26 protein-coding genes are annotated in these 24,662 nt (G+C 32.2%); 15 read left to right on the top strand and 11 right to left on the bottom strand.

What is annotated here, in order from left to right; genetic code table 11:
- Positions 1-175 precede the first annotated feature (175 nt).
- Positions 176-2,326, bottom strand: a complete 2,151-nt coding sequence (locus AAA453_RS00970) for a peptidase domain-containing ABC transporter (RefSeq protein ID WP_069814973.1) — start codon at positions 2,324-2,326, stop codon at positions 176-178.
- A gap of 138 nt (positions 2,327-2,464) precedes the next feature.
- Here AAA453_RS00970 and AAA453_RS00965 point away from each other — a divergent pair, with 138 nt between their 5' ends.
- Positions 2,465-2,689: a hypothetical protein gene (locus AAA453_RS00965; protein WP_069814971.1), complete on the top strand. Its 225-nt coding sequence runs from the start codon at positions 2,465-2,467 to the stop codon at positions 2,687-2,689.
- Between the two features lie 295 nt (positions 2,690-2,984).
- Here AAA453_RS00965 and AAA453_RS00960 read toward each other — a convergent pair whose 3' ends face one another.
- The 6 genes from AAA453_RS00960 to AAA453_RS00935 all read right to left on the bottom strand — a co-directional run bounded on the left by AAA453_RS00960 (position 2,985) and on the right by AAA453_RS00935 (position 6,409).
- On the bottom strand, positions 2,985-3,155 hold the full coding sequence (locus AAA453_RS00960; protein WP_081333340.1) for a class IIb bacteriocin, lactobin A/cerein 7B family: 171 nt from the start codon (positions 3,153-3,155) through the stop codon (positions 2,985-2,987).
- Positions 3,156-3,208: 53 nt separating this feature from the next.
- The gene (locus AAA453_RS00955) at positions 3,209-3,376 is read right to left on the bottom strand and encodes a hypothetical protein (protein WP_157946295.1); all 168 of its coding nucleotides are present in this window, start codon (positions 3,374-3,376) and stop codon (positions 3,209-3,211) included.
- A 609-nt stretch (positions 3,377-3,985) separates the two neighbouring features.
- The gene (gene isaB, locus AAA453_RS00950; RefSeq protein WP_427707032.1) at positions 3,986-4,273 is read right to left on the bottom strand and encodes an immunodominant staphylococcal antigen IsaB family protein; all 288 of its coding nucleotides are present in this window, start codon (positions 4,271-4,273) and stop codon (positions 3,986-3,988) included.
- A 140-nt stretch (positions 4,274-4,413) separates the two neighbouring features.
- Positions 4,414-4,542, bottom strand: a complete 129-nt coding sequence (locus AAA453_RS00945) for a hypothetical protein (RefSeq protein ID WP_256092372.1) — start codon at positions 4,540-4,542, stop codon at positions 4,414-4,416.
- An 87-nt stretch (positions 4,543-4,629) separates the two neighbouring features.
- The gene (locus AAA453_RS00940) at positions 4,630-5,430 is read right to left on the bottom strand and encodes an ABC transporter permease (RefSeq protein ID WP_277579944.1); all 801 of its coding nucleotides are present in this window, start codon (positions 5,428-5,430) and stop codon (positions 4,630-4,632) included.
- Between the two features lie 367 nt (positions 5,431-5,797).
- Positions 5,798-6,409 carry a YIP1 family protein gene (locus AAA453_RS00935; RefSeq protein ID WP_427705643.1) on the bottom strand — a complete coding sequence of 204 codons (612 nt, stop codon included), beginning with the start codon at positions 6,407-6,409 and terminating at the stop codon, positions 5,798-5,800.
- 245 nt (positions 6,410-6,654) lie between these two features.
- On the opposite strand from AAA453_RS00935, the gene AAA453_RS00930 reads away from it, so the two are divergent.
- From AAA453_RS00930 to AAA453_RS00920, 3 genes are read left to right on the top strand one after another with little or no spacing between them, the layout of a single operon-like run.
- Positions 6,655-7,767 carry an efflux RND transporter periplasmic adaptor subunit gene (locus AAA453_RS00930; RefSeq protein WP_427705640.1) on the top strand — a complete coding sequence of 371 codons (1,113 nt, stop codon included), beginning with the start codon at positions 6,655-6,657 and terminating at the stop codon, positions 7,765-7,767.
- Positions 7,764-8,444: an ABC transporter ATP-binding protein gene (locus AAA453_RS00925; protein WP_427705638.1), complete on the top strand. Its 681-nt coding sequence runs from the start codon at positions 7,764-7,766 to the stop codon at positions 8,442-8,444. The genes AAA453_RS00930 and AAA453_RS00925 overlap by 4 nt, the downstream gene beginning before the upstream one ends.
- A complete protein-coding gene (locus AAA453_RS00920; RefSeq protein WP_427705635.1) occupies positions 8,441-9,616 on the top strand; it encodes an ABC transporter permease in 1,176 nt (391 codons plus the stop codon). Before AAA453_RS00925 ends, AAA453_RS00920 begins: the two co-directional genes overlap by 4 nt.
- A 154-nt stretch (positions 9,617-9,770) precedes the next feature.
- Here the strand turns inward: AAA453_RS00920 and AAA453_RS00915 are convergent, their stop codons facing one another.
- The 4 genes from AAA453_RS00915 to AAA453_RS00900 all read right to left on the bottom strand — a co-directional run bounded on the left by AAA453_RS00915 (position 9,771) and on the right by AAA453_RS00900 (position 11,889).
- Positions 9,771-10,238: a DMT family transporter gene (locus AAA453_RS00915; protein ID WP_427705633.1), complete on the bottom strand. Its 468-nt coding sequence runs from the start codon at positions 10,236-10,238 to the stop codon at positions 9,771-9,773.
- A gap of 12 nt (positions 10,239-10,250) precedes the next feature.
- Positions 10,251-10,682, bottom strand: a complete 432-nt coding sequence (locus AAA453_RS00910; RefSeq protein WP_069814958.1) for a DMT family transporter — start codon at positions 10,680-10,682, stop codon at positions 10,251-10,253.
- A gap of 59 nt (positions 10,683-10,741) precedes the next feature.
- Positions 10,742-11,053 carry an ArsR/SmtB family transcription factor gene (locus AAA453_RS00905; RefSeq protein WP_056935115.1) on the bottom strand — a complete coding sequence of 104 codons (312 nt, stop codon included), beginning with the start codon at positions 11,051-11,053 and terminating at the stop codon, positions 10,742-10,744.
- Positions 11,054-11,268: 215 nt separating this feature from the next.
- Entirely contained in the window at positions 11,269-11,889 is a 621-nt protein-coding gene (locus tag AAA453_RS00900) for a hypothetical protein (protein ID WP_069814956.1), read from the bottom strand.
- A gap of 552 nt (positions 11,890-12,441) precedes the next feature.
- Between AAA453_RS00900 and AAA453_RS00895 the strand changes: the two genes are divergently transcribed.
- From AAA453_RS00895 to AAA453_RS00845, 11 genes are all read left to right on the top strand, one after another.
- Positions 12,442-13,038: an NDxxF motif lipoprotein gene (locus AAA453_RS00895; RefSeq protein ID WP_427705631.1), complete on the top strand. Its 597-nt coding sequence runs from the start codon at positions 12,442-12,444 to the stop codon at positions 13,036-13,038.
- A gap of 350 nt (positions 13,039-13,388) precedes the next feature.
- Positions 13,389-13,661: a hypothetical protein gene (locus AAA453_RS00890; protein ID WP_069826318.1), complete on the top strand. Its 273-nt coding sequence runs from the start codon at positions 13,389-13,391 to the stop codon at positions 13,659-13,661.
- Between the two features lie 115 nt (positions 13,662-13,776).
- Positions 13,777-13,902, top strand: a complete 126-nt coding sequence (locus AAA453_RS00885; protein ID WP_427705628.1) for a hypothetical protein — start codon at positions 13,777-13,779, stop codon at positions 13,900-13,902.
- Positions 13,903-14,065: 163 nt separating this feature from the next.
- Entirely contained in the window at positions 14,066-14,332 is a 267-nt protein-coding gene (locus AAA453_RS00880) for a type II toxin-antitoxin system Phd/YefM family antitoxin (protein ID WP_069826319.1), read from the top strand.
- A gap of 371 nt (positions 14,333-14,703) precedes the next feature.
- Positions 14,704-15,606, top strand: a complete 903-nt coding sequence (locus tag AAA453_RS00875) for an ABC transporter substrate-binding protein (protein WP_427705625.1) — start codon at positions 14,704-14,706, stop codon at positions 15,604-15,606.
- 235 nt (positions 15,607-15,841) lie between these two features.
- A complete protein-coding gene (locus tag AAA453_RS00870; RefSeq protein WP_427705622.1) occupies positions 15,842-16,273 on the top strand; it encodes a universal stress protein in 432 nt (143 codons plus the stop codon).
- 339 nt (positions 16,274-16,612) lie between these two features.
- Positions 16,613-18,187, top strand: coding sequence for a CoA-transferase (locus tag AAA453_RS00865; protein ID WP_427705620.1), 1,575 nt, complete (start codon positions 16,613-16,615; stop codon positions 18,185-18,187).
- An 18-nt stretch (positions 18,188-18,205) separates the two neighbouring features.
- The gene (locus AAA453_RS00860; RefSeq protein ID WP_427705618.1) at positions 18,206-19,732 is read left to right on the top strand and encodes a class I adenylate-forming enzyme family protein; all 1,527 of its coding nucleotides are present in this window, start codon (positions 18,206-18,208) and stop codon (positions 19,730-19,732) included.
- A gap of 93 nt (positions 19,733-19,825) precedes the next feature.
- On the top strand, positions 19,826-21,034 hold the full coding sequence (locus AAA453_RS00855) for an acyl-CoA dehydrogenase family protein (RefSeq protein WP_069814947.1): 1,209 nt from the start codon (positions 19,826-19,828) through the stop codon (positions 21,032-21,034).
- Between the two features lie 52 nt (positions 21,035-21,086).
- Complete coding sequence (locus AAA453_RS00850) at positions 21,087-23,345, top strand: 3-hydroxyacyl-CoA dehydrogenase/enoyl-CoA hydratase family protein (protein ID WP_427705615.1); 2,259 nt, start codon at positions 21,087-21,089, stop codon at positions 23,343-23,345.
- Positions 23,346-23,377: 32 nt separating this feature from the next.
- A complete protein-coding gene (locus AAA453_RS00845) occupies positions 23,378-24,562 on the top strand; it encodes a thiolase family protein (RefSeq protein ID WP_069826325.1) in 1,185 nt (394 codons plus the stop codon).
- Positions 24,563-24,662: the final 100 nt, after the last annotated feature.

The following is a 24,662-nucleotide window of genomic DNA, read 5'->3' as shown; positions in this document are numbered from 1 at the left end:
CTCCCTATTGAATAAGGAGTCCCTTTTAATTATGGCTTCTGATAACCATGGATTATGTTAAGCAGATATTGATGAACTTATATTTACTATACTGTAAGATATCTAGAGTTTTAAGCATCAATATTGTGAGACATGTTATAAAAATTTTGTGAAGAAAAGTCATATGGTAATTAATTTAAAATTGATTTGACCATAATTCGTAATATTCACCTTTATTATCTATTAAAGATTCATGCTTTCCTTGTTCAATGATTTTACCATGCTTAAGTAAATAAATATTATCGGCATTTTTAACGTTATTCAATTTATGTGTAATTAATATAATAGTTTTATTTATACAATGATTTTCTATGTTGTTTAATATGTTTTTTTCAGTTGAGGCATCTAATGAACTAGTGGCTTCATCTAATAATAATATATCTGAGTCTTTAAGAATAGCTCTTGCTAATGCTATTCTTTGTAGTTGTCCACCTGATAAATTAGATCCACCATTGTGTAATTGAGTGTCTAATTTTAGTGGGAGGTCATTTATAAAATCGTATGCGCAAACTATTTTACATACTTTATATATTTCCTCCTCACTAATATTTCTATTTAATCCAATTTTTAAATTTTCTTTGATTGTAGCACCGAAAATAAAATTTTGCTGTGTGACATAACTAATCATATTTCTTAATGAAGTCTTAGGAATATATTTTATAGAAATATTATTTATTTTAATAACTCCTTCATAATCCGTGTGAAAATTATCTATTAATTTAGCAACAGTTGACTTACCAGATCCACTTTCACCAATAATGGCTATTTTATGCCCTTTTGGTACTATCATATTTATATTTTTTAAAGTCATTTCTTTGAAAGTATATTGAAAATTAAGATTATTTATTTCTAACTGACTATTAAACTTAGTGGCCAAATCTGATGTTTTGTTATCATTTCTTTGTTCATTTTCAGTTTTGATATCCATAATGTCTAAGTATCTTTGAGTGGCTACAAGAGCTGACTGTATCTGTGGCTGTAGGTTTATTAAACGTTCTATAGGATCAATGTAGTATATGACTAGGGCATTAAATGTTAAAAGTGCACCTAATGACAACTCATCTTTCATAATAAGTGAAGACCCGATCCATAGAATTACTATGGTTGCTACCATTTTCATAAAGGCATTAATAGTAAGTTGAATGTTTGTAAAAAAACTTAATTTATAAAGTCTTTTTATTAAATTTTCAAAATAATGAACACCTTTTGTAAAAACTTCATTTTCTGCTCCAAAACTTTTTATAACAGGATAACCAGAAAAGCTTTCAATAAGATATGCACTTAAAGTTGCATCTTGTTCCATTACGAGTCTATTATATTTTTTTAAACTTTTTCTGAATGATAAACCTATTATTAAATATAATGGTACAAGAACTAAAGTAATGTAGAACAATGTTGAACTTTGAGTAAATAAAATAGTTCCTCCAACTACAACCATTAATGTATCTACAATCAGTGTGATTGTAACTGAAGAAAGGGCTTCTCGTATGTGAGACAGATCAGAAAATCTCGATAAAATTTCACCACTTTTTCTTGTTTCATAAAACTTAACAGGTAAATGTAGAACATGATAATAATAGTCCTTCATAAAGTTTATATCAATTTTCAAACTTAAATTTAGAGAAGCTTGGTACCTAATTAAAGAAATAAATGAATTTATTAAATATAAAAAAAGGACTGCTATAGAAATTATATGTAAATTCCCTAAAATTCTCGAAGGTATAATAGTGTCAATAAGGTATTTAAAGTAAAAAGCTCCAATAATTCCTAATAAATTTATAATTATTGAGAGTATAAGAATATTCATGATAGCAAACTTATTGTTTTTTAATATTTTTCTAAATAATTGAGACTTCTTAGGAATACTATAGGATTGCTCAAAAGAAGGGTTATTTTTTACGAGCAATAGGATACCTGTCCATTTTTCTTCGAATTCAGAAAAATTGCACTTTCTTTTTCCTCTTGCTGGATCCAAAATATGTAATTTGTTGTTCTTCTTTTTTTCTATTATTATAAAATGCATAAAGCCTTCTTCATTTACTACATGTGCGATTACAGGTAAATCGTCATTTTCAATATCTTCTATTTTCTCTCCTCTGACCCCTGTTAATTCAATGCCTAAATGCCCTCCGGCCTTTATGAGACCATATAGTGATGTACCTTCTTTATCTGTTTTTGACCATTCTCTAATTCTTGAGAGCATCGGTTTCTTTCCGTAGTGTTGGGCTAGCATTGCTAAACAAGCTGGACCACAATCACTTTCATCATATTGATTAATAAATTTCATTTTATCCCCTCGCGCAATATTTTGTAAAATAACTATAATAGTAATGTTTTTTAGAGAATTATTTTTAGCATAATAAAGATTAATATGTTATATTATAAATATAAAATATTTTATATTTATAAAACTAGAGGTGAAAACATGAGGGATCAAAAGCCTTTATACAAATTATTTTCAATTATATCAGGGGTTTTATTGGCCTTAGGTATTGTATTTTTATTAATGAGCTACAAAGAATTTTCTACTTTCTTATGTGTGTTAGCTGTAACTGTTGCATTCATTCCTAATTTATTAAACAAAGAAAAAATTGGTTATGTCTGTGTAATCTTCGGATTAATTATCCTCGTTTTATCATTGTTTTATTAAAATGAGGATAATTAATTTACAAGCTAGTCACAATAAAGTTATGTACTATTTTAAAGGTATTAATCATATTCTTTGACTCTATAAAAAAAGGAAAATATTAGGTTTTACTAACTTTAAAAGCAGATGAAGTTCTTATAATAATAAGGATTTCGCTTGCTTTTTTTCTATATCAATTACTTTCATATTGTTCAAGTTGGTAATAGAAAAATTAAGAAAACAGTTTAATTTGCATAAAGGAAGCACAAAACAATATGTATTTATTGTTTTGTGCTAATAGTTATGTATCAACTAATTATTATAATCTCTTTCCTCCGCCTGTTTCTTTCATTGCATCTTTATATCCTTTTTTGATCTCGTCTTGATAATTATAAACAGCAACACCTGCTGAACCTATCGCTGCTACTATTGGCCATACGCCACCATTAGTTGAATGTAATTCATTTTCACTAAGTTTTCTAAAAGTCATAATAAATTCCTCCTAAATTAATAAGTATTACCCAATTTATACTTCATTTCCAGTTACTTTCTACCGTACATTGCTTTTCCTGTATCATCAGTTGCTTTTCCTTGGGCTACTAAACCTTTGGTTACCCATCCTGAAGCAGTATAGAAAGCATCTGCAAAAAAATCTTTTACTCCGCCATTAACTGATTTCAAAGTATTGGTATCTAATTTATTATAAGTCATTAAATTTGGCTCCTTTCTAAGATATAAGTTTTACGTTACCACAAAAGAAATTTGTTTTAAATGTAATTTTTTTGTAATAATATACTTTTATAAACAAAAAAATGTAAAATTAAATTTTTATGGATAATTTAAATGAAAAGTTCATTAAGATTTTTTAAATACTAAATATTAATAATAGCACTTGAAGAGTGAAATAATGAAAAACTTAAGGAAGACAGAAAATAATAAATAGGATTTCGCTTTAGCATTTAAATTAGAAAAACAATTTTATATAATTGTTGATGAACTTTTTTCTAAACAATCGTTATTAAGATATTATTTGAATTTGGAAAGTTTAATACACAAATCTTTAAAAGGACTTATAGCTTTTTAAAAAGTGCAGACGTCTGAAAGAATCATATTTATGAGAGACTACATACTCGAATCATATTCCTAGATAAGCATGAACATCTGAAATCGAAAATTGCATAATATAAAATAAGCACATCACTTTGCGTCCTGATTTTAGTCAGTAGAGTGATGTGCTTACTATTTTACCTTAAGAGTTATGTCTCAAATTTTTAAATCCGCACTTTACTTTTAAGGTTACTACTTATTATAGTTGTTATTTCAATCTATTGAGCAATTATCATTTATATCAAAGAAAGCTTTATATGAACCATCATTTGTATTATAAGGAATCATTGTAACACCATTACTATCTGGTTTAGATTCATCGTCCGTGTCGATAGGTGCATGTGCTTTTTTGAATGCTTCTTTAGATACTGTGTCTGGTTTTGTATTAAAACTAATTTGAATAATTTCATTATTATAGTTAAAGTCTACTGATGTATCATAAATGTTTTTAGTATGGTCATAATTTTTATAAGCTTTGGGATCTACTTTATAGCCGTTGATTGAAGCATTGTCATATTTTAATGCACGTAAAAATAATAATCTTGTGTAAACGAGGGATCATACGTAGTATAACCTTCGTGGTTATACCATGGTGCTTCAGCTTTTAAACTTGCACTACTTTCAGTGTTGGCACCACTAGCTCAACTTTCACCATGACCCCATTTTTGAACTTGTTCTGCTACTTGAGCCTCTGGATTCATCGTCGTTAAATATGCCGCTGAAGAAACTACGACAAGTGTTGATACTATTTTTAGATATTTGTTTTTCATAATTTAACCAACTTACTTTATTTAAATTTAATTTCTAAATTTTCACTTCACTAATTCGAATCAATACATTAATTTTCAATCCTTTTATTACATATAATCGGCAAATCTATCTCTAAAACGCATATGCAAAATGGATCCTAAGCTAAAGATTAGAAGACAAAGTAAGATATTATACACTGCGAGTTCCCAATGCGTAATAAAATACCATTCATGGTGTAATATAGCTGCCCTATATCCTCCAGCTAGAAAGTATATCGGGTTAAATTGCATGACTGTTCCAACTATTTGATTATTTGGTAAATAGAGTATAGAAGAGACGAAAAATATCATTCTCATTAAAGCTTGTAGAATTAAATGTATGTCTCTAATTAACATACTTAATGTTGAAGCTAATAGTGCTATAGCGTTGGTTAAAACTAACGCATAAAACAAATATATAAATAATTGTAAAGTATATATAGAGGGCTTGTATCCTCCAATGAAACAAACACCCATAATAATTACTAGTAGAAAAATATGACCGTAGAATTTACTAAAAACGACATAACTAGGAATAATAGAAAGTGGGAAATTCATTTTAGCTACTTGATTAAATTTAGAAGTAATAGACTTACTACCTTCTAGAACACCTTCATTTACGAAAAACCACATACTGATCCCAACAATGAGCCAATATATAAATGGAACGCCCTCCATAACCTTATTGCTTCTTAGAGCTAAACCAAACACAAACCAAAAAACTGCAATTTGCATAGTAGGATTAATTAACTCCCACGCCATTCCTAGATAATTCTTTTTGTTAGAAATTCTTAATTGAAATTCCGCTAATCTTCTTATTAAATATAAATTTTTTAGTTGTTCTTTTAATACAAACCATATTGAATTCATTTGAACATATCACTCTTTCTAAATGTAACGATACTTTTGCAAAAAACCAAATAAATATCATATTCATAATTTATTATTATATAATTTGTTAACATTACTAAACTTTACAATAACTAAATAACAGACACAACTTTTTATTCAGATAAAACAAAGTTATTTTTAAAATGAGTAGTCTAATTCAGTCAGCCACTGCCAATATAAAAAAGGCTGACACATGTGATATGTCCCAACCTTATTGTATTCTTATATAGAATTTCATCTTAATAACAATTTCTCTGGTATCTAGAAAGTATATGTATTAAACAATCAATTTTTACTTGTTCTTTGTGCGCGCTTAGCAAACTCCTAAATCTTTCGCATAATTCTTTTATGAGAAAGATGCGCCTAACAATACAAAACCTATATTCACTACAAGATATGCAATCGCCCAAATAATTGCTGATTTTTTTGAAAAACGATTTGTAGCGAATAGCATAACGCCAAATACATATGCAGCTATAAATGTTTGTAAATTAAATGCACCTAATATGTTATTTCCTTTATCAAAAATATTAAGACTTGTAATAGAATAATCTGTTGGTGATAAGCCAGCGATCCACTGAATGAGTATAACGATTAAAGCAATAATTCCGGTAATCAATGTATAACTTAAAGTAGCAGAGAAAATTGATTTTCCACTTGCATCAGATTTCATGATCTTGGAAATCAGTAAAAAGATGACAAATGTAATACCAATACTAACAATAGCACCGAATATGCCAGCAATTGCACCACCGATTTGTCCGAACATTTTAGCTTGTTCTAATTCCGCTCCTGTCATACCTGCATCTTTATACAGTTCGTTATAGTCAATTGCAAGCGACCCAATAACAGCTGATAATGTCATGACTACAATTGCGAGAATTAATTTTAAAACCCATTTAGGCTTATTACGTAGTTCTGAAAAGTGTGAAACTAAGGGTAATTTTGATGTTTCCATATGAATTTTTCCTCCTGTATGTATAATGACCAAAGCATAACACTACACATAAAATATTAAAATAGTTTTATAGAAATTAAAAAAATAATAAGTATTTATAATACTTAAAGATATATAGAGTAAATAATAAGTATTTATGACATTCAAATAGTAATAATCATTCAAAAATATGTTATTAGATATATTTTTAATTGTGTGGCTATGGTAGTCTTGTAAAGTGAATAAATATAAGGAGTGTTTATCAATTGAAGAAAAAGTGGATGTGGCTTATAGGGATAGTCGCGATAATTGGATTAGTCGTCGTGGCATTGGTTTTGAAACAGACCAACAGTAGTTCGGCGGAGAAAGATGGTTATGATACATATACAGTGGAGAAAGAAAGTCCACTCAATTTAGAGGGAAAAGCATCACCCAATTCAGTTAAAACATATAACAACAACAGTCAATTAGGGGCATATATCAGTACACAAGTTGATGATGGTCAATCAGTTAAACAAGGAGACCCGTTAATTAACTACGATATTAATAATAGTAAGCGTGAACAATTAGCAGATAAAGTAGATGAAGCGCAAAATGCTGTGAATAAAGATTATCAAAATATTAATCAAAGTCCTAACAACAATGATTTGCAAAAGCGATTATCACAAGATCAAAATGCATTAAGTGAAGCACAACAACAACTGAATTCACATGATAAACAAGTCAATGACAGTGTCTATGCAGATTTTGATGGAAAAGTGGATATTAAAAATGAAGATAATGTAACAGATGGTGAAAAGATTCTTCAATTAGTATCCAATGAACCACAGATTAAGACGACAGTTTCTGAATTTGACCTGAATAAAATCAAAGAAGGCAATAAAGTAGATGTGAAAGTGACAAGCACGGGTGAAACGGGTGAAGGTAAAATCCAAAAAATTTCAGAATTACCTAAGAGTTATGAAGAAAATTTAAATGAATCGGCTGCTGGTGGTGCTTCGGCTGTATCGGGTAGTGAGGATGGAGGTGCTACGCCGCAAGCCTCGAACCCAGTTGAAGGTGATCCTAGTGGTGGAAATGATTCAGAATCATCCAAATATACCGTAGTTATTGACGATATAGATATCCCAGTGCGTGCGGGTTATTCTATGGAAGTGGAAGTACCATTAGATTCTATTAAATTGCCTAAATCAGTCCTTACAAAAGATAATAATGTTTTTGTGGTAAATGAGGAAGGAAAAGTTAAAAAACGAGATATTAAAACAGACGAAATCAACGGTGAAATTTTCGTAAAAGAAGGTCTGGAAAAAGGGGATAAACTCATTAAAAATCCTAAAAAAACGATGAATGATGGAGATGAAGTTGAGGTGTCATCATGATAGAACTGGTAGATATCAATCGATATTTCAAAAATGGGGATGAACAAAACCATATTTTGAAAGACATTAATATCAACATCAATGAAGGTGAATTCATTGCGATTATGGGTCCTTCAGGTTCTGGTAAAAGTACGTTAATTAACATTTTAGGATTTATTGATCGTGGTTATGAAGGTGATTACCTTTTTAATCGTAAAAATTATCAAGAAAGTTCAGATAACCAACTTGCAGATATCAGAAATAAAACAGTTGGCTTTGTCTTTCAAAACTTTAAATTAATTCAAAATAATACAATTTTAGAAAATGTCAGCATTCCGCTCGTTTATGCAGGGTTAGGCACTCAAGCGCGTAAATCACGTGTAACACGTACATTACATGATGTAGGTTTGTTTGATAAAGAAAATTTAGTGCCCAACAAATTGTCGGGGGGCCAACAACAACGTGTTGCTATCGCACGTGCCATTATCAATCAACCCAAGTTTATTATTGCTGATGAGCCTACGGGGGCACTTGATTCGAAAACGTCTAAAGATATTATTGAATTATTTATAAAATTGAATAAAGAACATAATACGACGATGATATTAGTCACGCATGATCGTAAAGTTGCAGATCAAGCAGATCGTATTATTCATGTTCTTGATGGTCGTGTTCAACGAGAAGAGGTGGTTGGATGAAGAATTTGTCTAATATCATCGCCATTTCGTTCAAATCTATTTTAAAAAATAAGCGACGTAATATTTTTACGATGATTGGTATTATTATTGGTATTGCAGCTGTTATTACAATTATGTCTTTAGGAAACGGCTTTAAAAAAACGGCTTCTGAAGAATTTGAAGATACGGGTGCTGGAAAAAATTCTGCAAATATTAATTTCATGAGTAATGATATGGAAGGCGCGAAAACGAACCCTTTCAGCCAGCAAGACTTGAGTATTATAAAACAAGTTGACGGCGTAGCAGATGCTGAAATTAAAGAAACGGATGACCAAGGTTTTTCTGCAAAAATGACTAATGCGCAGAAAAAAGGCGACATCAGTATTGTGAAAAAAGAAGCTATGGATAGTCCTGAAAAGGGCCAAGGCTTTGATAAAGATGATAATGAATTACGGAAGAAAGTCGTAACCGTTGATGATAAAATTGCCAAAGATGTTTTTAATAAAGATGCCATTGGTAAAACATTATATATTGATGATCAAGGTTTTGAAGTCGTGGGTATTGCCAATGACGCGATGAATCCATCAGCTGTGAATATGCCTTCAAAAACATTTGAGCAATATATGAGTGGTTTAAGTCAAGATTTTCCGTCATTAAAACTTTCATTGGAAGACGGAGCTGATAAAAAAGATACAGCAAATAAGGTCGTAGATGAATTAAATAAAAAAGGTTCTGGCATGAGTGACGGTAGCTATAGTTACAATGACACTGAAGAAATGATGAAAGGCATCAATCAAGTCTTTGATGCAATTACTTACTTTGTGGCAGCTGTCGCGGGTATCTCATTGTTTATTGCTGGAATTGGCGTAATGAATGTGATGTACATTTCTGTTTCAGAACGTACAGAGGAAATTGCGATTCGACGCGCATTTGGTGCGAAGTCCCGAGATATCGAAATACAATTCTTAGTGGAAAGTGTCGTGCTTTGTGTGATTGGTGGCATCATCGGTCTGATTATAGGTATCTTAATAGCGTCAGGCGTCGATGCGTTAACGCCAGACTACATTAAGAGTGTTGTCAGTCTAGGTTCCGTTTTAACAGCAGTTGGTGTATCTATGTTAATCGGCATCGTATTCGGTTGGATTCCAGCCAGATCCGCAGCTAAGAAAGAATTGATTGATATTATAAAATAGAGCTCTACAGTTCTATTTACATGATAAACGCCCTTCAAAGTGACACTTAAAATGTGAAATCTTTGAAGGGCGTTTTTTAGTTTGAAAAATATAAATAAGTCGTAATTAAGTGATAGATATTGCTGATTGCGATTTTGAACATATTAAAAATAGTTTAAGTTAACTTTTCATGTAAGCTATTTTTAATATCAGCTTTATAAATCAATCTTAGTGCGATAACCATTAAAATTAATGCGATAATTCTTTTTGCATCAAAGTGAATGACCATGCCTTCAAATAAACCAAAATGGTCGATGATCATACCCATGGTTAGTTGTCCGATAACAGCAGAGATATTTGTTGCTATAACGCCTATTTTGGGAATTGCTACAATTGTTAAAAATAGATAACCAACACCAAACCAAACGGCACTCAATTGCCATTTAGGGGCACTAAAGAAATCTAAGAAGTTACCTTCTCCAAAAAACAAAGTAATAATGAATAAAATCATACCACCTGTTATAAATGTTAAAAATGCACTTTCTAACGTTCCTGCTTTTTTGCTAAAAGACCCGTTTACTGATGATTGTGTACTTAAAGTGATACCAGCTATTAAAGCTATGACTACTAAAGCTACTTGCATTTTATACTCCTCCTAATAAATAAGTGTTAATGCAACTATCATTAGTATAATTGCCACTACTTTTTCAATTCTTAATGGTCGTTTTTCACTGCCTAGTATGCCGTAATGTTCTATTAATGCACTCATAATCATTTGGCCAACCACAACGCTTCCCATTGCTAGGCCAACACCTATCATAGGAATGATGAAGACTAAAACAGTTAAGTAAATAACACCTAATATGCCGCCAGTTAATTGCCATTTAGGTGCTTTAATTGCGTAAGATAGTTTGCCTTTGCCTAAAAACAATAATGCAATGCCTAATATGATTGTTCCTATGGCAAAATTGTATAAACTACTTTCTAATTCTCCAATAGAATCACCTAATACTGCATACATGGCACCTTCGATACTCAAAAATATACCTGCTACTATAGCAAGGATATAAAATATAAATTTATTCATGATTTACCTCTTTTCCTCATTTCGCGAATTATCGAATTATAATCAATAAAAAAAGACCTTTAAAGATCTTCTTTTATTAGATTGGCTAATTCATTAATACTTTCTTCGTTTCTTCTATAATAAGTCCATTGACCATGTCTTTCAGATTCTAATAGCCCTACTTGCTGCATCATTTTTAAATAATGCGAGACAGTAGAGGGGGACATATTGGCTTTTTCTTGTATATCTCCTACACATACGCCTCCTTTTTCTTTTAAATATTCACCTGTATAAATATGTCCAAAATGTTCACTAGGATGTTTCAGCCAAACTAAGATATCAACACGGGCATAGTTACTTAATACTTTAAAAGTTTCAACTAAATTTTTCATAACACACATACTATTCGAGAATATTCGAAATGTCAATACACAAATACTTTTCAATAGAAGAACAACAAAATTTTGAATGTTATTCTCACTAAAATGACTAATAGTCTAAGCATATATATTAAAAGAGACTTCCTTTCAAAAAGGGAGTCTCTTAATTGTTTCATTATCAAATTTACTTTTAATAACAAAGCATACGGATAGTTATTGTTAGCTATCTAAATAGCTTTTAACTTTTCATTAAAGTTTTTTATTTTTTCAGCTCTTAAATTTGTATAATATTCTATATCTTCTTCTCTAGTTTCTAAAGGAAATATGTTATAAATATCTTGATAAAATTCAATACTTGATTTATTACGTTGGCCTTCTAAAGATATTCTTGTACTATCAGGTTTAGTTGTTGATAATTCATAATTAGGTATCACACTATGATACACGTTTACTATTTTGCCATCTTTTATTAAATCTGATGTATTTATAAATTTAACCTCTATATGATGTTGATGTGATAATTCTCTAGTTAACATTGCCAGCATCACGTCACAAAACATGATGGTCATGACGCCTTTATTTTCAAATGTAGAGGTTACTTCTAGTTTTTCAATACAAAATTTTTCGGTTTCCCCAAAATGCTTGAACCTGGACTCGAATTCCTCATTTTCTTCACCATCACATCTACTAATCACACTTGTTGCAATGTAATCAAATGAAGTATTTTTCAAATAATAATAAGAACTTCCATAATCGATTAATCTATTGTATGTGAAGGCATTTGTTTCTTCATATTTATTTTTACAAATTATATTAAATGGATTGGTAATACTATCCTTTACAATCATACATTACGCTCCTTATAAAATTTTTGCTTATATAATAGATAGTCTTCACAACATCTATTATTAAACGTTGATTTAAAAACATAGAAAAACACCCCACATTAAAATGTGAAGTGCTAAAGCCGATATTTTTTTGAATAGAAATAATATTTAAAAGAAATAAAAATCGCTTCTTTTTAATATAATTCTGATATTTTATATTCAATATCCGACTATATCAAAGTTCAACATTTAAAGAAACATAATTGATTCATTCGAATTTAATTATGAGTAGATTAAAATATTTTTATTGAAATAAAGTCTTCTCGTATCGACATTTTCTCCGACTTTGTTGGCGGTTTTTTATGTGTATTTTCTACTTGTACCGCCTCAGCTTGTAGTCTTCAACTAGTAATTCTCCTGCAAGAGTCGGTCAGACTAATGATACTTCTTTATAAAAAAATGCCTTATTCGTTTAAACAATTTTGGGTTTAATAAAACAATTGAATATAATTTTAATTAAAAGTATTTATAATATTTATAAAAATGGTATTCTAAAGTAAAGAGGAGGCTATTATGAAAATTATAAAATACATATCATTAATAACATTAGCGTTGTTATTAGCTGCTTGTAGCAATGGAGAATCCGAAAACAAAAGTTCTGATCAAGAAGCGAAAGCAACAGAAATTCCCAAAAAGGTCTTTTCAAGTCAAAAAAGTGACGAAAAGATTAGTGAAGATGAAATGGGTTCAAGTATCAAAAAGTATTTAGACACATTTGATGCATTAGATGAAAATACTTCGAAAATTAGAGATAAAGATGAATTAAATGAAAAAGACCAGGATAAATTAAATAAACTTACTAAGCTTACAAATAAAAATGATAAAAATTTTAAACAGTTTATAGAAAATAACCAGCTACCGAAGCAATACGAAAAAGGAAGTTTAAAAGTAAGTAATTATGTAACTTCAGTAAATGAATTAATGAATCAAATCAACGATAAAGTAGATGCAACAACGGACGATGCTAATACGGACCAAACAAAATTAAAAAATGTAGGCGAAATAAAAGAGATAAATGCTCAATATAAAAAGCAAGTTAATGGTAAGAAACAAAAAGAAGTAGAACAATTTCTGAACAAGTATGATATCCAAACAAACGCTTTTGAATAAAAAGGATTGAGTTAGATTGACACAACGAAGAACAAAATATAAAGCAATTACCATTGCATTGAATTTTGTCTGTATAGAGGTGATATTGTGAAGTGGTTTTTATTTTTAATTCAAACAATTTTGACAATTTTATTAGCTGTTTTTGCATATCAGCAAATGAATCAAAATCACTTAGACACTTGGTTTTCTTTTTATCTGTTGTTTTTTATTCTCTTTTTATTTTGGAATAATCGTGATAAAAAACGTTGAATATATAATTTAGATAAGATTTGTAATAGCTAAGTGTTCTGATGTTAACGTTCATACTCCAATATCGTTTTATATTCAGAAAAGAAAAGGAAGTTTTAAGTGTGAAAAAGAGAGTTGTGAGCGGTCTGAAAGATGGCTTTTTCGTATTTATAGGTGTCGTTATCATTGCTATAATTTTAAATGTAACAGGTTTGAATATGGGTCATAATAGAGTTTGGAGTAGTTTAGGTAATTTGGAATTAATTAATATCTTTAAAGATAAAGAATTGAACGGAATGATTGTATTAGGACTTATACTAGGGTTTATTGCTTTTATTTTAGGCTTTTCTTCTTTGGATAAGGTGAAAAAATCTAAAAAATTAAAAGGCGAATAGAGAAATATACAACAGCTGAATATTGTAAAATGAGGAAAAGGAATTCGAATGAAATAATTATGTCATTTTAAAGGAGATATAGTTATGAAAAAGATTTATTAGCTGGATTCCATATATGGCAATTATATCTATTGGAATGTGTTATACATTAGGTTTTCCTTTTGGTATCGGACCTAGCATTGCAATAGGCGCAATGATTGGTATGACTGTTGATTTCGATAAAAAGAGGAAATTAATTTAAGAACTTGGGTGTTCCATTTGAAGCACCATTTGAAGCAGGTGAGAAGCCGATATTACTTATAAATCCATGATAGGCATTGTCATGTATAAATTATATAATTTCATCAAGAAAGAATAAATTAAAATTGTATTTTTTGAATGGTTGATTTAGGAGGAATGAGATTATGATAGTAAAAAACTATAAGTTTGTCCGAGATAATTTTCGAGATATGATTAATAAAGTGAATGAGGATAGGGATACGATCACTATTACAACGAAAGAATATAATGCTGTCTTGATGTCAGAAGATGATTATGAGGCAATCATGGAAACATTATACCTTCAACAGAATCCTGCCAATGCGAAACGACTTGCAAGTGCTATTGAGAATTTAGAACGTGGAAAAGGTAAGATTGTAACCATTAATGAGTTATCAAATGATATCGTGTAGAGATAAAGGGACTATGAAAGGACTTGAAAGAGATGATGCAAGTTTAGTTGTTTCATGTAGGTACCATTATAAATAAAGTACCTTACTTTACAGAATAAGCTACACTTTTCATAAAACACCTCCGTATAAGTTCATTTCCAAATGAATTTATACGGAGGTATTTTTATTATTTTCTATTGCCTCAGTTAATACGTTTTTGTAACACTCATAAGCTTATGAAAATTTTCGTTTTATGAATTAAGACGCCCTTATATTACATGTTTTGTTCTTTTAAATTAATTAAATTATTTTTAAATAGTAGTTGCTAAAGTAACAAAAAATTATATAATTGATAATGAATATCAATATCAATTATATATGGGGGAACATAGATGAAAAAATTAACAGTACCATTTTTAATAGTATTATTGCTACTGACTGCATGTAGCAATAATGATTATAATGAAAAGACGAAAGATGAAAAAAAGTATACTTTAGACTCTGGTAAAAAGATAAGTATACCCAAAAATCCCCAACGTATAGTTGTTGTAGCTGATACATACGCAGGAGGTATAAAGCAACTAGGCGGACATGTAGTTGGTGTGAACAAAGACATAAAGCAAAGTGATGTATTAAATGAAAAATTCAAAAAGGTTAAAAAAATAAACGCTGAAAATGTAGAAGAAATAGCTGAACTAAAACCAGATCTTATTGTTGCAGATACTGATGACAAAAACTTGAAGAAGTTCCAAAAAATCACAAAAACAATCCCGATGGAATATGGTAAAAGAAATTATTTAGATACTCAGCTTCAATTAGGAAAATTATTAGGAAAAGAAGAAAAAGCAAAGCAATGGGTGAATAATTGGAAGAAACAGACAGCTAAAGATGCTAATGAAATCAAAAAGCACATTGGCACTCATGCCACAGTTTCAATTTTTGATGACTTTAATAAAGAATATTATGCTTTTGGTAAAGATTGGGGTAGAGGAGGAGAAATTTTGTATCAGGCATTTAATTTAAAAATGCCAGAACCTTTAGAAAAGGTAGTGAAAAAAGATGGGTATAAAGCTTTATCATTAGAATCAATGCCTAAATACGCTGGAGATTATATTATTACAATGAGTGAGGGAAAATCCTCTCCAGAATTTGAAAAAACTAATGTTTGGAAGAATATTCCGGCAGTAAAACAAGGTCATGTATTTCACGTTAAAGCTGAAAACTATTGGTATAATGACCCATACTCATTAGAAGAAAATAGAAAAATACTAAAATCCAAATTGCTAAACAACTAAATTTAATCCTTTATAGTTTATTAATTAGAATATTTGAGATAAACAATCTTGTATCCTTTCATAATGCAAAATGATTTTAGACACATCTCTGTTATTATAAAGTTTCTAACTTCAACTACTTTGAATTTGTCTCTCCAATTGGTTGGCATCTGTTGTCGCTAAATTAAAAAATATTTTTGAGGGTATTATATAAATAATAGGTATCTAAATACTTGCCACTAGGAGGTTAGTGTATATGTTTAAAAATATATTATTACCCTATGATTTTGAAAATGATTTTAGTGCAATTCCTGACCATTTAGCAAAAATGGTTGATACAGATTCAATTGTTACAGTTTATCATGTGGTTGAAGAAGCTAATTTTGCAACTAATTTAGAAAATTATATTGAACATAAGAGTGATATTATTAGAGAAACAGAAAGCGATCTTGCTCCATTTTTACATGAATTAGATGAAAAAAAGGTTCAATACAAAGTAGATATTGATTTTGGACCTGTTAATGATACAATCTTAGACAAAATTACTTCTGGCGATACAGATAAAGGTGAATACGATTTAGTAATTATGAGTAATCATAGAGTGAGTTTGAATATTAAACACGTTTTAGGAGATGTTACGCATAAGATTGCTAAAAGGAGTTCTGTCCCAGTATTAATTGTTAAATAAAGATAAAAAGTATAGAAATTCTATTGAACTAACCATCATGTCTAATATTTTTAATATATACTGACCTGAAAAGTACTACAATCTTATAATGATATATTCCCTTCAAGGTGTCCGCTGAAAAAGTGTGGATTTTGAAGGGATTTTTAATTCACTCATATCTGCCCGCCATTATCCCGTTTGTTTATTAATTTACTATGTAAAATAAAAAATTTTTGCATAATTTTCAATAATGATGGTATATTACATGTAAGGGCTTACATTTATATAAAGGGGAGAGATTATTCAAGGGGAAAATGATAGATAAAATAGCCGGATTAAACAAAGATAGGAGTCGCAAGTATGAAAATTATTCCGTTTTCAGATTTGAAAGACATCATTAATGAAGGTGATGTGATAGCCCTAGCAGCATTATCAACGGCTAACTTACCAGCTGAGATTCTCAAAACATTAGTCGATCAATATGATGAGCATCAAACACCTAAAGCCTTCACCTTTATGTTGGCAAACGATATTAGTGATTATCGTGGTGACAGTTATGATTTAGATTCTTTTGTATCAAGGGGTATGATCAAACGATTAATCACAAGTATTATTACTGGTTCACCTAAGACAATCAATGCAATGCGCAATAATGATATTGAAGCCTATTACGTGCCTCAAGGTGTAATTACGACACATTATCGTAGTCAAACACCTGCTTCACCAGGGACAATTACTAAGATTGGGCTGAATACTAATGTCGATCCTAGATATTCTGGTGGCAAAGTAAATACACGTACGACAGAGGATTTAGTATCTTTAATTGAAATCAACGGAGAAACATATTTAAATTATGATTTTCCAGAAATTGATGTCGCATTGTTACGAGGTACATATGCCGATACAGAAGGTAATATTTATATGACGCATGAAGCACACCTTGGAGAGGGTTACAGTGTTGCAGCAGCTACACATAAGAATAAAGGTAAAGTGATTGTGCAAGTGAAAGTAGTCATCCAAAGTGGGCGTTTCAATCCGAGTGATGTATTTATTCCGGGTAAACTTGTAGATTATGTTGTAGTTAATAGTAACCCAAAATATCATAGACAGGTTGTCCAAACACAATATGACCCAGCACTTTCAGGACATTATCAGATTACTGAGATGCGAGAGCCATATATAGCATTAGGTAGCCGTAAAGTGATTTTGAGACGTGCAGCTCAATTTTTACTTGAGGGAGACGTAATCAGTATTGGTTTTGGCATTAATAATGAATTGTCGAATGTTTTAGAAGAGGAGCAAGCCAATCATTTAGTTCAAACGAATATAGATACAGGCGTTTTTGGTGGATTGATTAGTAGTGGTAATTACTTTGGTATGAACTATAATCTCAGTGCACGTATCAGACATGAGTTAACATGGGATTTTATCTATAACGGTGGTATAGATGTTGCATTTCTAAGCTTTGCTGAAGTTGACCAATATGGCAATGTTAATGTGTCTAAGTTTGGAGACAAAATGAATGGTTGTGGCGGTTTTATTGATATTAGCCAATCAGTTAAAAAAATTGTTTTTTCAGCTTCAATGGTTGTTGGGGGTCAACTAAATTTCGCTAATGGTGAAGCTCAAGTGGAAACCCAAGGTAAGTCACCTAAATTTGTAAAACAAGTGGGCAACATAGATTTTAATGTTGAAAATGCACAAAAATTAGCACAGGAAGTTTATTTTGTTACCGAACGCGCAGTATTTGAACTAACGGACAAAGGTATTAAATTAATTGAAATTGCACCTGGCTTAGATTTAGAACGAGATATTTTAGCAAATATGGAGTTTCAACCAATCATTTCTGAAGAGATTAAGGTAATACAGAGTGATATTTATCAAAACACATGGGGAGGTCTGTCTCAGGTAATTAAGTCGGAAGATCGTATTTAAATTAAGGGGGAGAAAAATATGAATTACGACTGGATTAAAACGAGAGCAGTATTTGATGAGGAAAAGCCAGCAGTTATCGATCCATTTAAAGGTACTGAATGGACTTATCAAGATTTAAATAAACGTGCAGAGAATTTAGCAAACCATTTACAAGATCAAGGTATAGAACGTGGGGACGTCGTTGGTATTTTTTCACCAAACGATGTAGCTATTCTAGATTTACTATTCGCTACATTCAAGATAGGTGCAGTATATTTACCGATGAATTGGCGTTTAAAACCACAGGAAATTGAAAGTGTGATCCAAGATTCTGATGTGAAATTAATTTTTTATTCACAAAAGCATTTATCAAGTTTAGAAGGCATTGCAGACGGACTCATTCATATGGATGTTGATTCCGAGCAATATGATGATATGGTGAATCCTAACAATCACCGTCCATTCAAAACGGTAAATGTAGAAAAAGATGATTTAGCAGCGTTAATGTACACGAGTGGTACCACAGGATTACCTAAGGGCGTTATGTTTACGTATGAAACTTTCGTCAGTAATCCAATAAACACGGCACTCACTTATAAAATAAATTCTACGTATAAGACCATTGTTTCAACACCCATGTTTCATGTATTAGGTTTTAATGATTTGACGTTACCATTGTTAATGGCAGGCGGCACATTGATTATACAACGTTACTTCAATGGTGAAGCATTGAATGATCTCATGGCACATTACAAGCCTGATTATTTAATACAGATACCAACGATGTACTATGCAATGTTAGTTGCAGAGAATTTTGACCTTAAAAACTTCGATAACATTGAATTCTTACTTCAAGGTGGGTCAGCACCGCTACCAGCTGTGCAAAAGAAATTTAACAGCATGGGCTTATCTATCATTAATGGTTACGGTTTAACGGAAGCACCACTTACAATGGTTAACACGCCAGAAAATGGTGCTGAAAAACCTGGTAGTATTGGACAACCCGTCATGTTCGTAGATTACCGTATTTTAAATGATGAATTTGAAGATATACAAACTGGAGAAATTGGTGAATTAGCTGTAAGAGGTAATAATGTCACACCGGGTTATTGGAAGAAGCCTGAAGAAACAGCGAAAAACTTCAAAGATGGATATTTCTTAACAGGAGATTTAGCAAAAATAGATGAAGACGGTGATATCTATATTGTTGATAGACGTAAAGAAATGATTATCACTGGTGGTGAAAATGTGTTGCCTTCAGAAGTAGAAGCGGTCTTAGCAACACATCCTTTAGTAGCACAAGGTGTGGTAGTGAGCTATGAAAGTCCCAAATATGGAGAATCTGTCTCAGCAGCAGTGGTATTGACTGAAGATGATCCAGACTTTGAACAAAAACTGGACGCGCACATGAGAGAAAACATAGCTGGATATAAAATTCCGAGAATGTATTTAAAATTAACAAATATTCCGCTGAACTCAACTTCAAAACCAGATAAGTTAGAGTTACAGAAGAAGATGAATAGTAAAGCTGACAAAGCACGTCAACAAGATGATGAATTAGCCTAAATAACTTATGCTTTTATAAATATTTTAAAATAGTAACTATAAAATTTTTTGACAATCTTTGTAAGCGTTAACATTAAAGTGGAGGTTTTAATTATGCCAACAAAAGAAGAAGTAATCAAAGCATTATATCCAGAGGATATTTTAAGTATTGCGAAAGATTTAACTGAAGGAGAAGTTAAATTATTAAAACAGCTTAATGATATGTTAGAAGAAAAGTACCGCGACTCTATTAATGAGCATTGGATAAACGCGACACAGCCCGAAGACTACTTTGATGAATTAGGAAAGTTAGATTATTTCAACAATCCATTATTATATGAAGGACGTGAAGGTGAACATACGCCAAGTCAGATGTTCCAATTCTTCATGTCATATACAATAGCTAAATTTGATGTATCTTTAGCGACACTGCTAGGTGTACATCAAGGCTTAGGTCATAATTCGTTTTGGTTTGGTGGTAGTAAGGAGCAACAAGCTTATTATTTACCAAAATTACAGTCACACGAATTACGTACGTGTTTTGCTTTAACAGAACCAGAACATGGCTCTGATGTCGCAGGTGGTTTAGAAACAACTGCTAAAAGAGAAGGCGATGAGTGGATTATTAATGGTACGAAAAAATGGATCGGTGGAGCGAATGTCGCTGATGTGATACCACTGTATGCAGTGGACGTGGATACTGGAAAACCTAAAGGGTTTATTATCGAACCAGACCAAGAAGGCGTGGAAATCGATCTTATTGAAAATAAAATCGCATTGCGTATCATACCGAATGCTAATATTCGTTTGAAAAATGTGGTCGTTAAAGAAGAACAAAGGCTGCAAAATATTAATAGCTTTAAAGATATTGCGAAAGTATTATATTCTACTCGTGCAGGCGTGGCGTATATGGCAACAGGAGCGATGGCAGGTGCATTAAAAGCTACGACAGACTACGTAACGCAACGTAAACAGTTTGGTAAAGAAATTAGTAAGTTCCAATTAATTCAAGAGAAATTAGCCATGATGCAAGGCAATCTTGCGCAAGCAATGGCGACATGTGCGCAACTTGCACGCATGCAAGCGAAAGGTGAATATGATGAAGTGGCAACTTCAACAGCTAAGATGATGAATGCATTAAGATTAAGAGAAACAGTAGCAATGGGCCGTGGCGTACATGGTGGTAACGGTATTTTAGCTGGAGAGTATGACATTGCAAGATTCTTTGCAGATGCTGAAGCGGTTTACACATATGAAGGTACACATGAAGTCAATGCGCTCGTAATTGGCAGAGCAATCACAGGAGACTCAGCATTTATTTAATATAAAGCATGAACGATTGAAACTATAGAAAAAACAATTTGGAGGTTTTAGTATGACGATTAGAAAAGCAACTGTGTTAGGTGCAGGTACGATGGGTAGTCAAATCGCTGCGCTCCTTGTCAACGCAGGTTTAAAAGTAAAATTATTAGACATTGTGATTGATGAGCATGAACCTAATAAAATTTCCAAAAAAGCATATGAAATCATAACAAATCCAAAGCGCCCACAGCTATTTGATTTAGCCTTTGCCTCAAATTTATCTTATGGCAACTTTAATGAAGATTTGGTTGAGCAAGATGATGCGGACATTTATATTGAAGCAGTAAAAGAAGAAGTAGATATTAAGCATCAAGTTTGGGATAAAGTAAAAAAAGTAGCAAAAGCTGACGCTATATTTGCAACGAATACATCAGGAATTCCAATTGAATCGATTGCAGATGTATTTGAAGAAAAAGATAAAGCACGATTTTTCGGAATGCATTTCTTTAATCCACCACGCATTATGAAGTTAGTCGAAGTGATTCCAAATGAAAAAACGTCTGAAGCAGTAGTGGAATGCGTACAAGCATTTGCAGAAGACGTATTAGGTAAAGGTGTCATCGTTGCAAATGATGTCCCAGGGTTTGTGGCAAACCGCGTTGGTACACAAACGATGAATGACATTATGTACAGAGCAGAAAACCAAGACTTTTCTATTACAGAAGTGGATGCTTTGACTGGGCGTAGTATTGGACGACCAAAAATGGGAACGTATGGTTTATCAGATTTAGTTGGTCTTGATATTGCTATGACAGTAATTAAAGGCATGCAAAACGTACCAGATGAACAACCATTTTTCCACGATGTAAAACTTTCGGAAAAATTAGCAGCAAAAGGTGCATTAGGTAATAAAACGAAACAAGGGTTTTATAAAAAAGTAGATAAAAAACGTTTCGTCTTTGATTCAGAACAAAATGATTATGTGCCACCGCAACCACCACAATTAGAGATTTTAGGTAAGTTTAGTAAAGACTTGGCTTCTAACTTAGACGTTATCTTTAATGCACAAGATGATGCCGGCGTATTTTTATGGGAAACATTGAGAAATAACTTCTATTATTCAGCGATTAATGTACCTAAAGCGGCAACAGATTTTAAAGATATTGATCGCGCCTTAGTATGGGGCTTTAACTGGAAACAAGGGCCATTCCAATTGTGGGACTTAATGGGCTTTGAACGTGTGAAGTCACGCATGAAAGAAGAATTAGGATCACTTCCAGATTGGATAGAGCAACGCAATGAAGCATTCTATAGTGAAGGTGAATCGATTGAACGTGTTACACCAGTAGCAGAGTATATTGACCAAGAGATTTGGGAAAGAGCAGATTCTAACTTATCAGTAGCGCATAAAGATCAATTACTATTAAAATTACAAAGTAAAAACAATGTGATTACTGGCGGATTCCTTGATGATTTATTAGAATCTATTAACAAATTAGAAGATGAAGACTACAGTAGCATGGTCATCTATGCAGGCGGCAACAACTTTAGTGTCGGTGCGAATTTGTATCAAATGAAAAAAGCACACGAAGAAAATAAAGTTGTCTCTGAAGTAGGTGACATGGTCGGAAAACTACATTATATTTTCACTAGACTGAAACATGCGTTGAAACCAGTTGTTACTGCAGTTCAAGGCAGAGCGTTAGGTGGCGGTTGTGAACTTGTACTTCATTCACCATTTGTGGTTGCTGCAAGTGAATCTTATATTGGTCTTGTCGAGACAGGCGTAGGGTTACTACCAGCTGGTGGTGGACTCGCAGAATTAACGGATAGAGTATTGCGCACAAATCATAAAAATAATGATAAACAAGATTCAATTACTAAAATATTAATGCAAGTTGGTTTTGCAAAAGTCTCAACAAATGCATATGAAGCAGTGAAATATGGTTATTTAAGAGAGACAGATACTGTGATCTTGAATGCTGAAAGACGTGTCGAAGTTGCATTAAATAGAGCACGTTACGAATCAGAAACAAATTACGTACCTACACCAAAATCACAATACATTGCTTTAGGCAAAGACTTTAAGGCATTAGCTGAAGGTCAGTTAGATGCACAACGTATGGGTAACTTTATCAGTGACTACGATTATGAAATTACGTTAAAAGTGGCAGAAGTTTTAGCAGGCGGTGACATTCCTCGTAACACATACGTGAATCAAAGATATTTACAGACGCTTGAAAAAGAAAGATTTTTAGAACTTTTACAAAATAAAAAAACGTATGACAGAATTTCACACATGTTAGAAAAAGGAAAACCACTACGCAATTAATAATTGAGAGTAAAAAGAAAGGGTGAACTTAAATGCGAGATGCATATATTGTAGCTTATGGACGTTCAGCAGCTGGTAAGGCAAAGAATGGAGCGATGGCTCACGAAAGACCAGATGAAGTGGCAGCAAAAGTATTAAAAGGTGTATTAGAAAGAGTTGGAGGTTCATTTGACCCTAGCATGGTAGAAGACGTTATCGTCGGCAATTCGTTCCCAGAAGGTTTGCAAGGACAGAACATTGCAAGAACGATTGCATTACTTGCAGGCATGCCAAACGAAGTACCAGGACAAACGGTCAACCGTTACTGTTCATCAGGACTTCAAACGATTGCGCATGCAGCAAACCAGATTAACGCGAATCAAGCAGACATCCTTGTAGCAGGCGGTATTGAATTAATGAGTGCAGTACCAATGGGTGGTAATGAACCAACGAACAATCCGATTCTACAGGACGAAGATTCAGGTGTTTCTTATCCAATGGGACTGACTGCAGAAATGGTAGCAGAAACTTATAATGTATCTAGAGAAGACCAGGATGCATATGCAGTACAGAGTCATCAACGTGCTACAAGAGCACAACAAGAAGGTAAATTTGATGACGAAATTATACCGATTGAAGTGAATAAAGTCACTTATGATCAAAATGGTCCAGTCGTTTCGAAAGAAGTATTTAAAGACGATGAATTAATCAGACCAGATACAAATAAGGAAACTTTAGCTAAATTACCTACAGTGTTTAAGGCTGACGGTACAGTGACCGCAGGCTCCTCGGCCCCCTTGACAGATGGCTCGGGATTTGTCGTGGTCATGTCTGGTGAAAAAGTGAAAGAATTAGGCGTGAAACCAATTGCACGCTTCGTTGGCTTTAAAGCCGTGGGCGTAGATCCTAAATTAATGGGTATTGGTCCAGCTTATGCAATTCCAGAAGCATTGAAATTAGCAAACTTGGATGTTAAAGATATTGATTTAGTTGAGTTAAACGAAGCATTTGCATCTCAAACGTTAGCCTCTATTAGAGAAACAGGTTTAGATATTGAGAAAACGAATGTTAACGGCGGTGCAATTTCGCTAGGGCATCCGCTTGGCGCAACAGGCGCGATGTTAGTAGGAAGATTACTTTCTGAAATGAAGAAACAGCCAGATACGAAATACGGCATGGTTACGATGTGTATTGGCGTTGGCATGGGCGCTGCTGGTATCTTTGAATATGTAAGATAATCGCAGTTTGAATATGTAATAAATAACCCCTTAAGCGTAAGATAAATGCTTAAGGGGTTTTGATATGAATCAAATCATTATTCTGTGCTTAGTTATACTT

This window comes from Staphylococcus parequorum (assembly GCF_039237145.1).
Classification (GTDB): Bacteria; Bacillota; Bacilli; order Staphylococcales; family Staphylococcaceae; genus Staphylococcus; species Staphylococcus equorum_A.
This window is presented reverse-complemented; position numbering and strand designations above follow the sequence as displayed.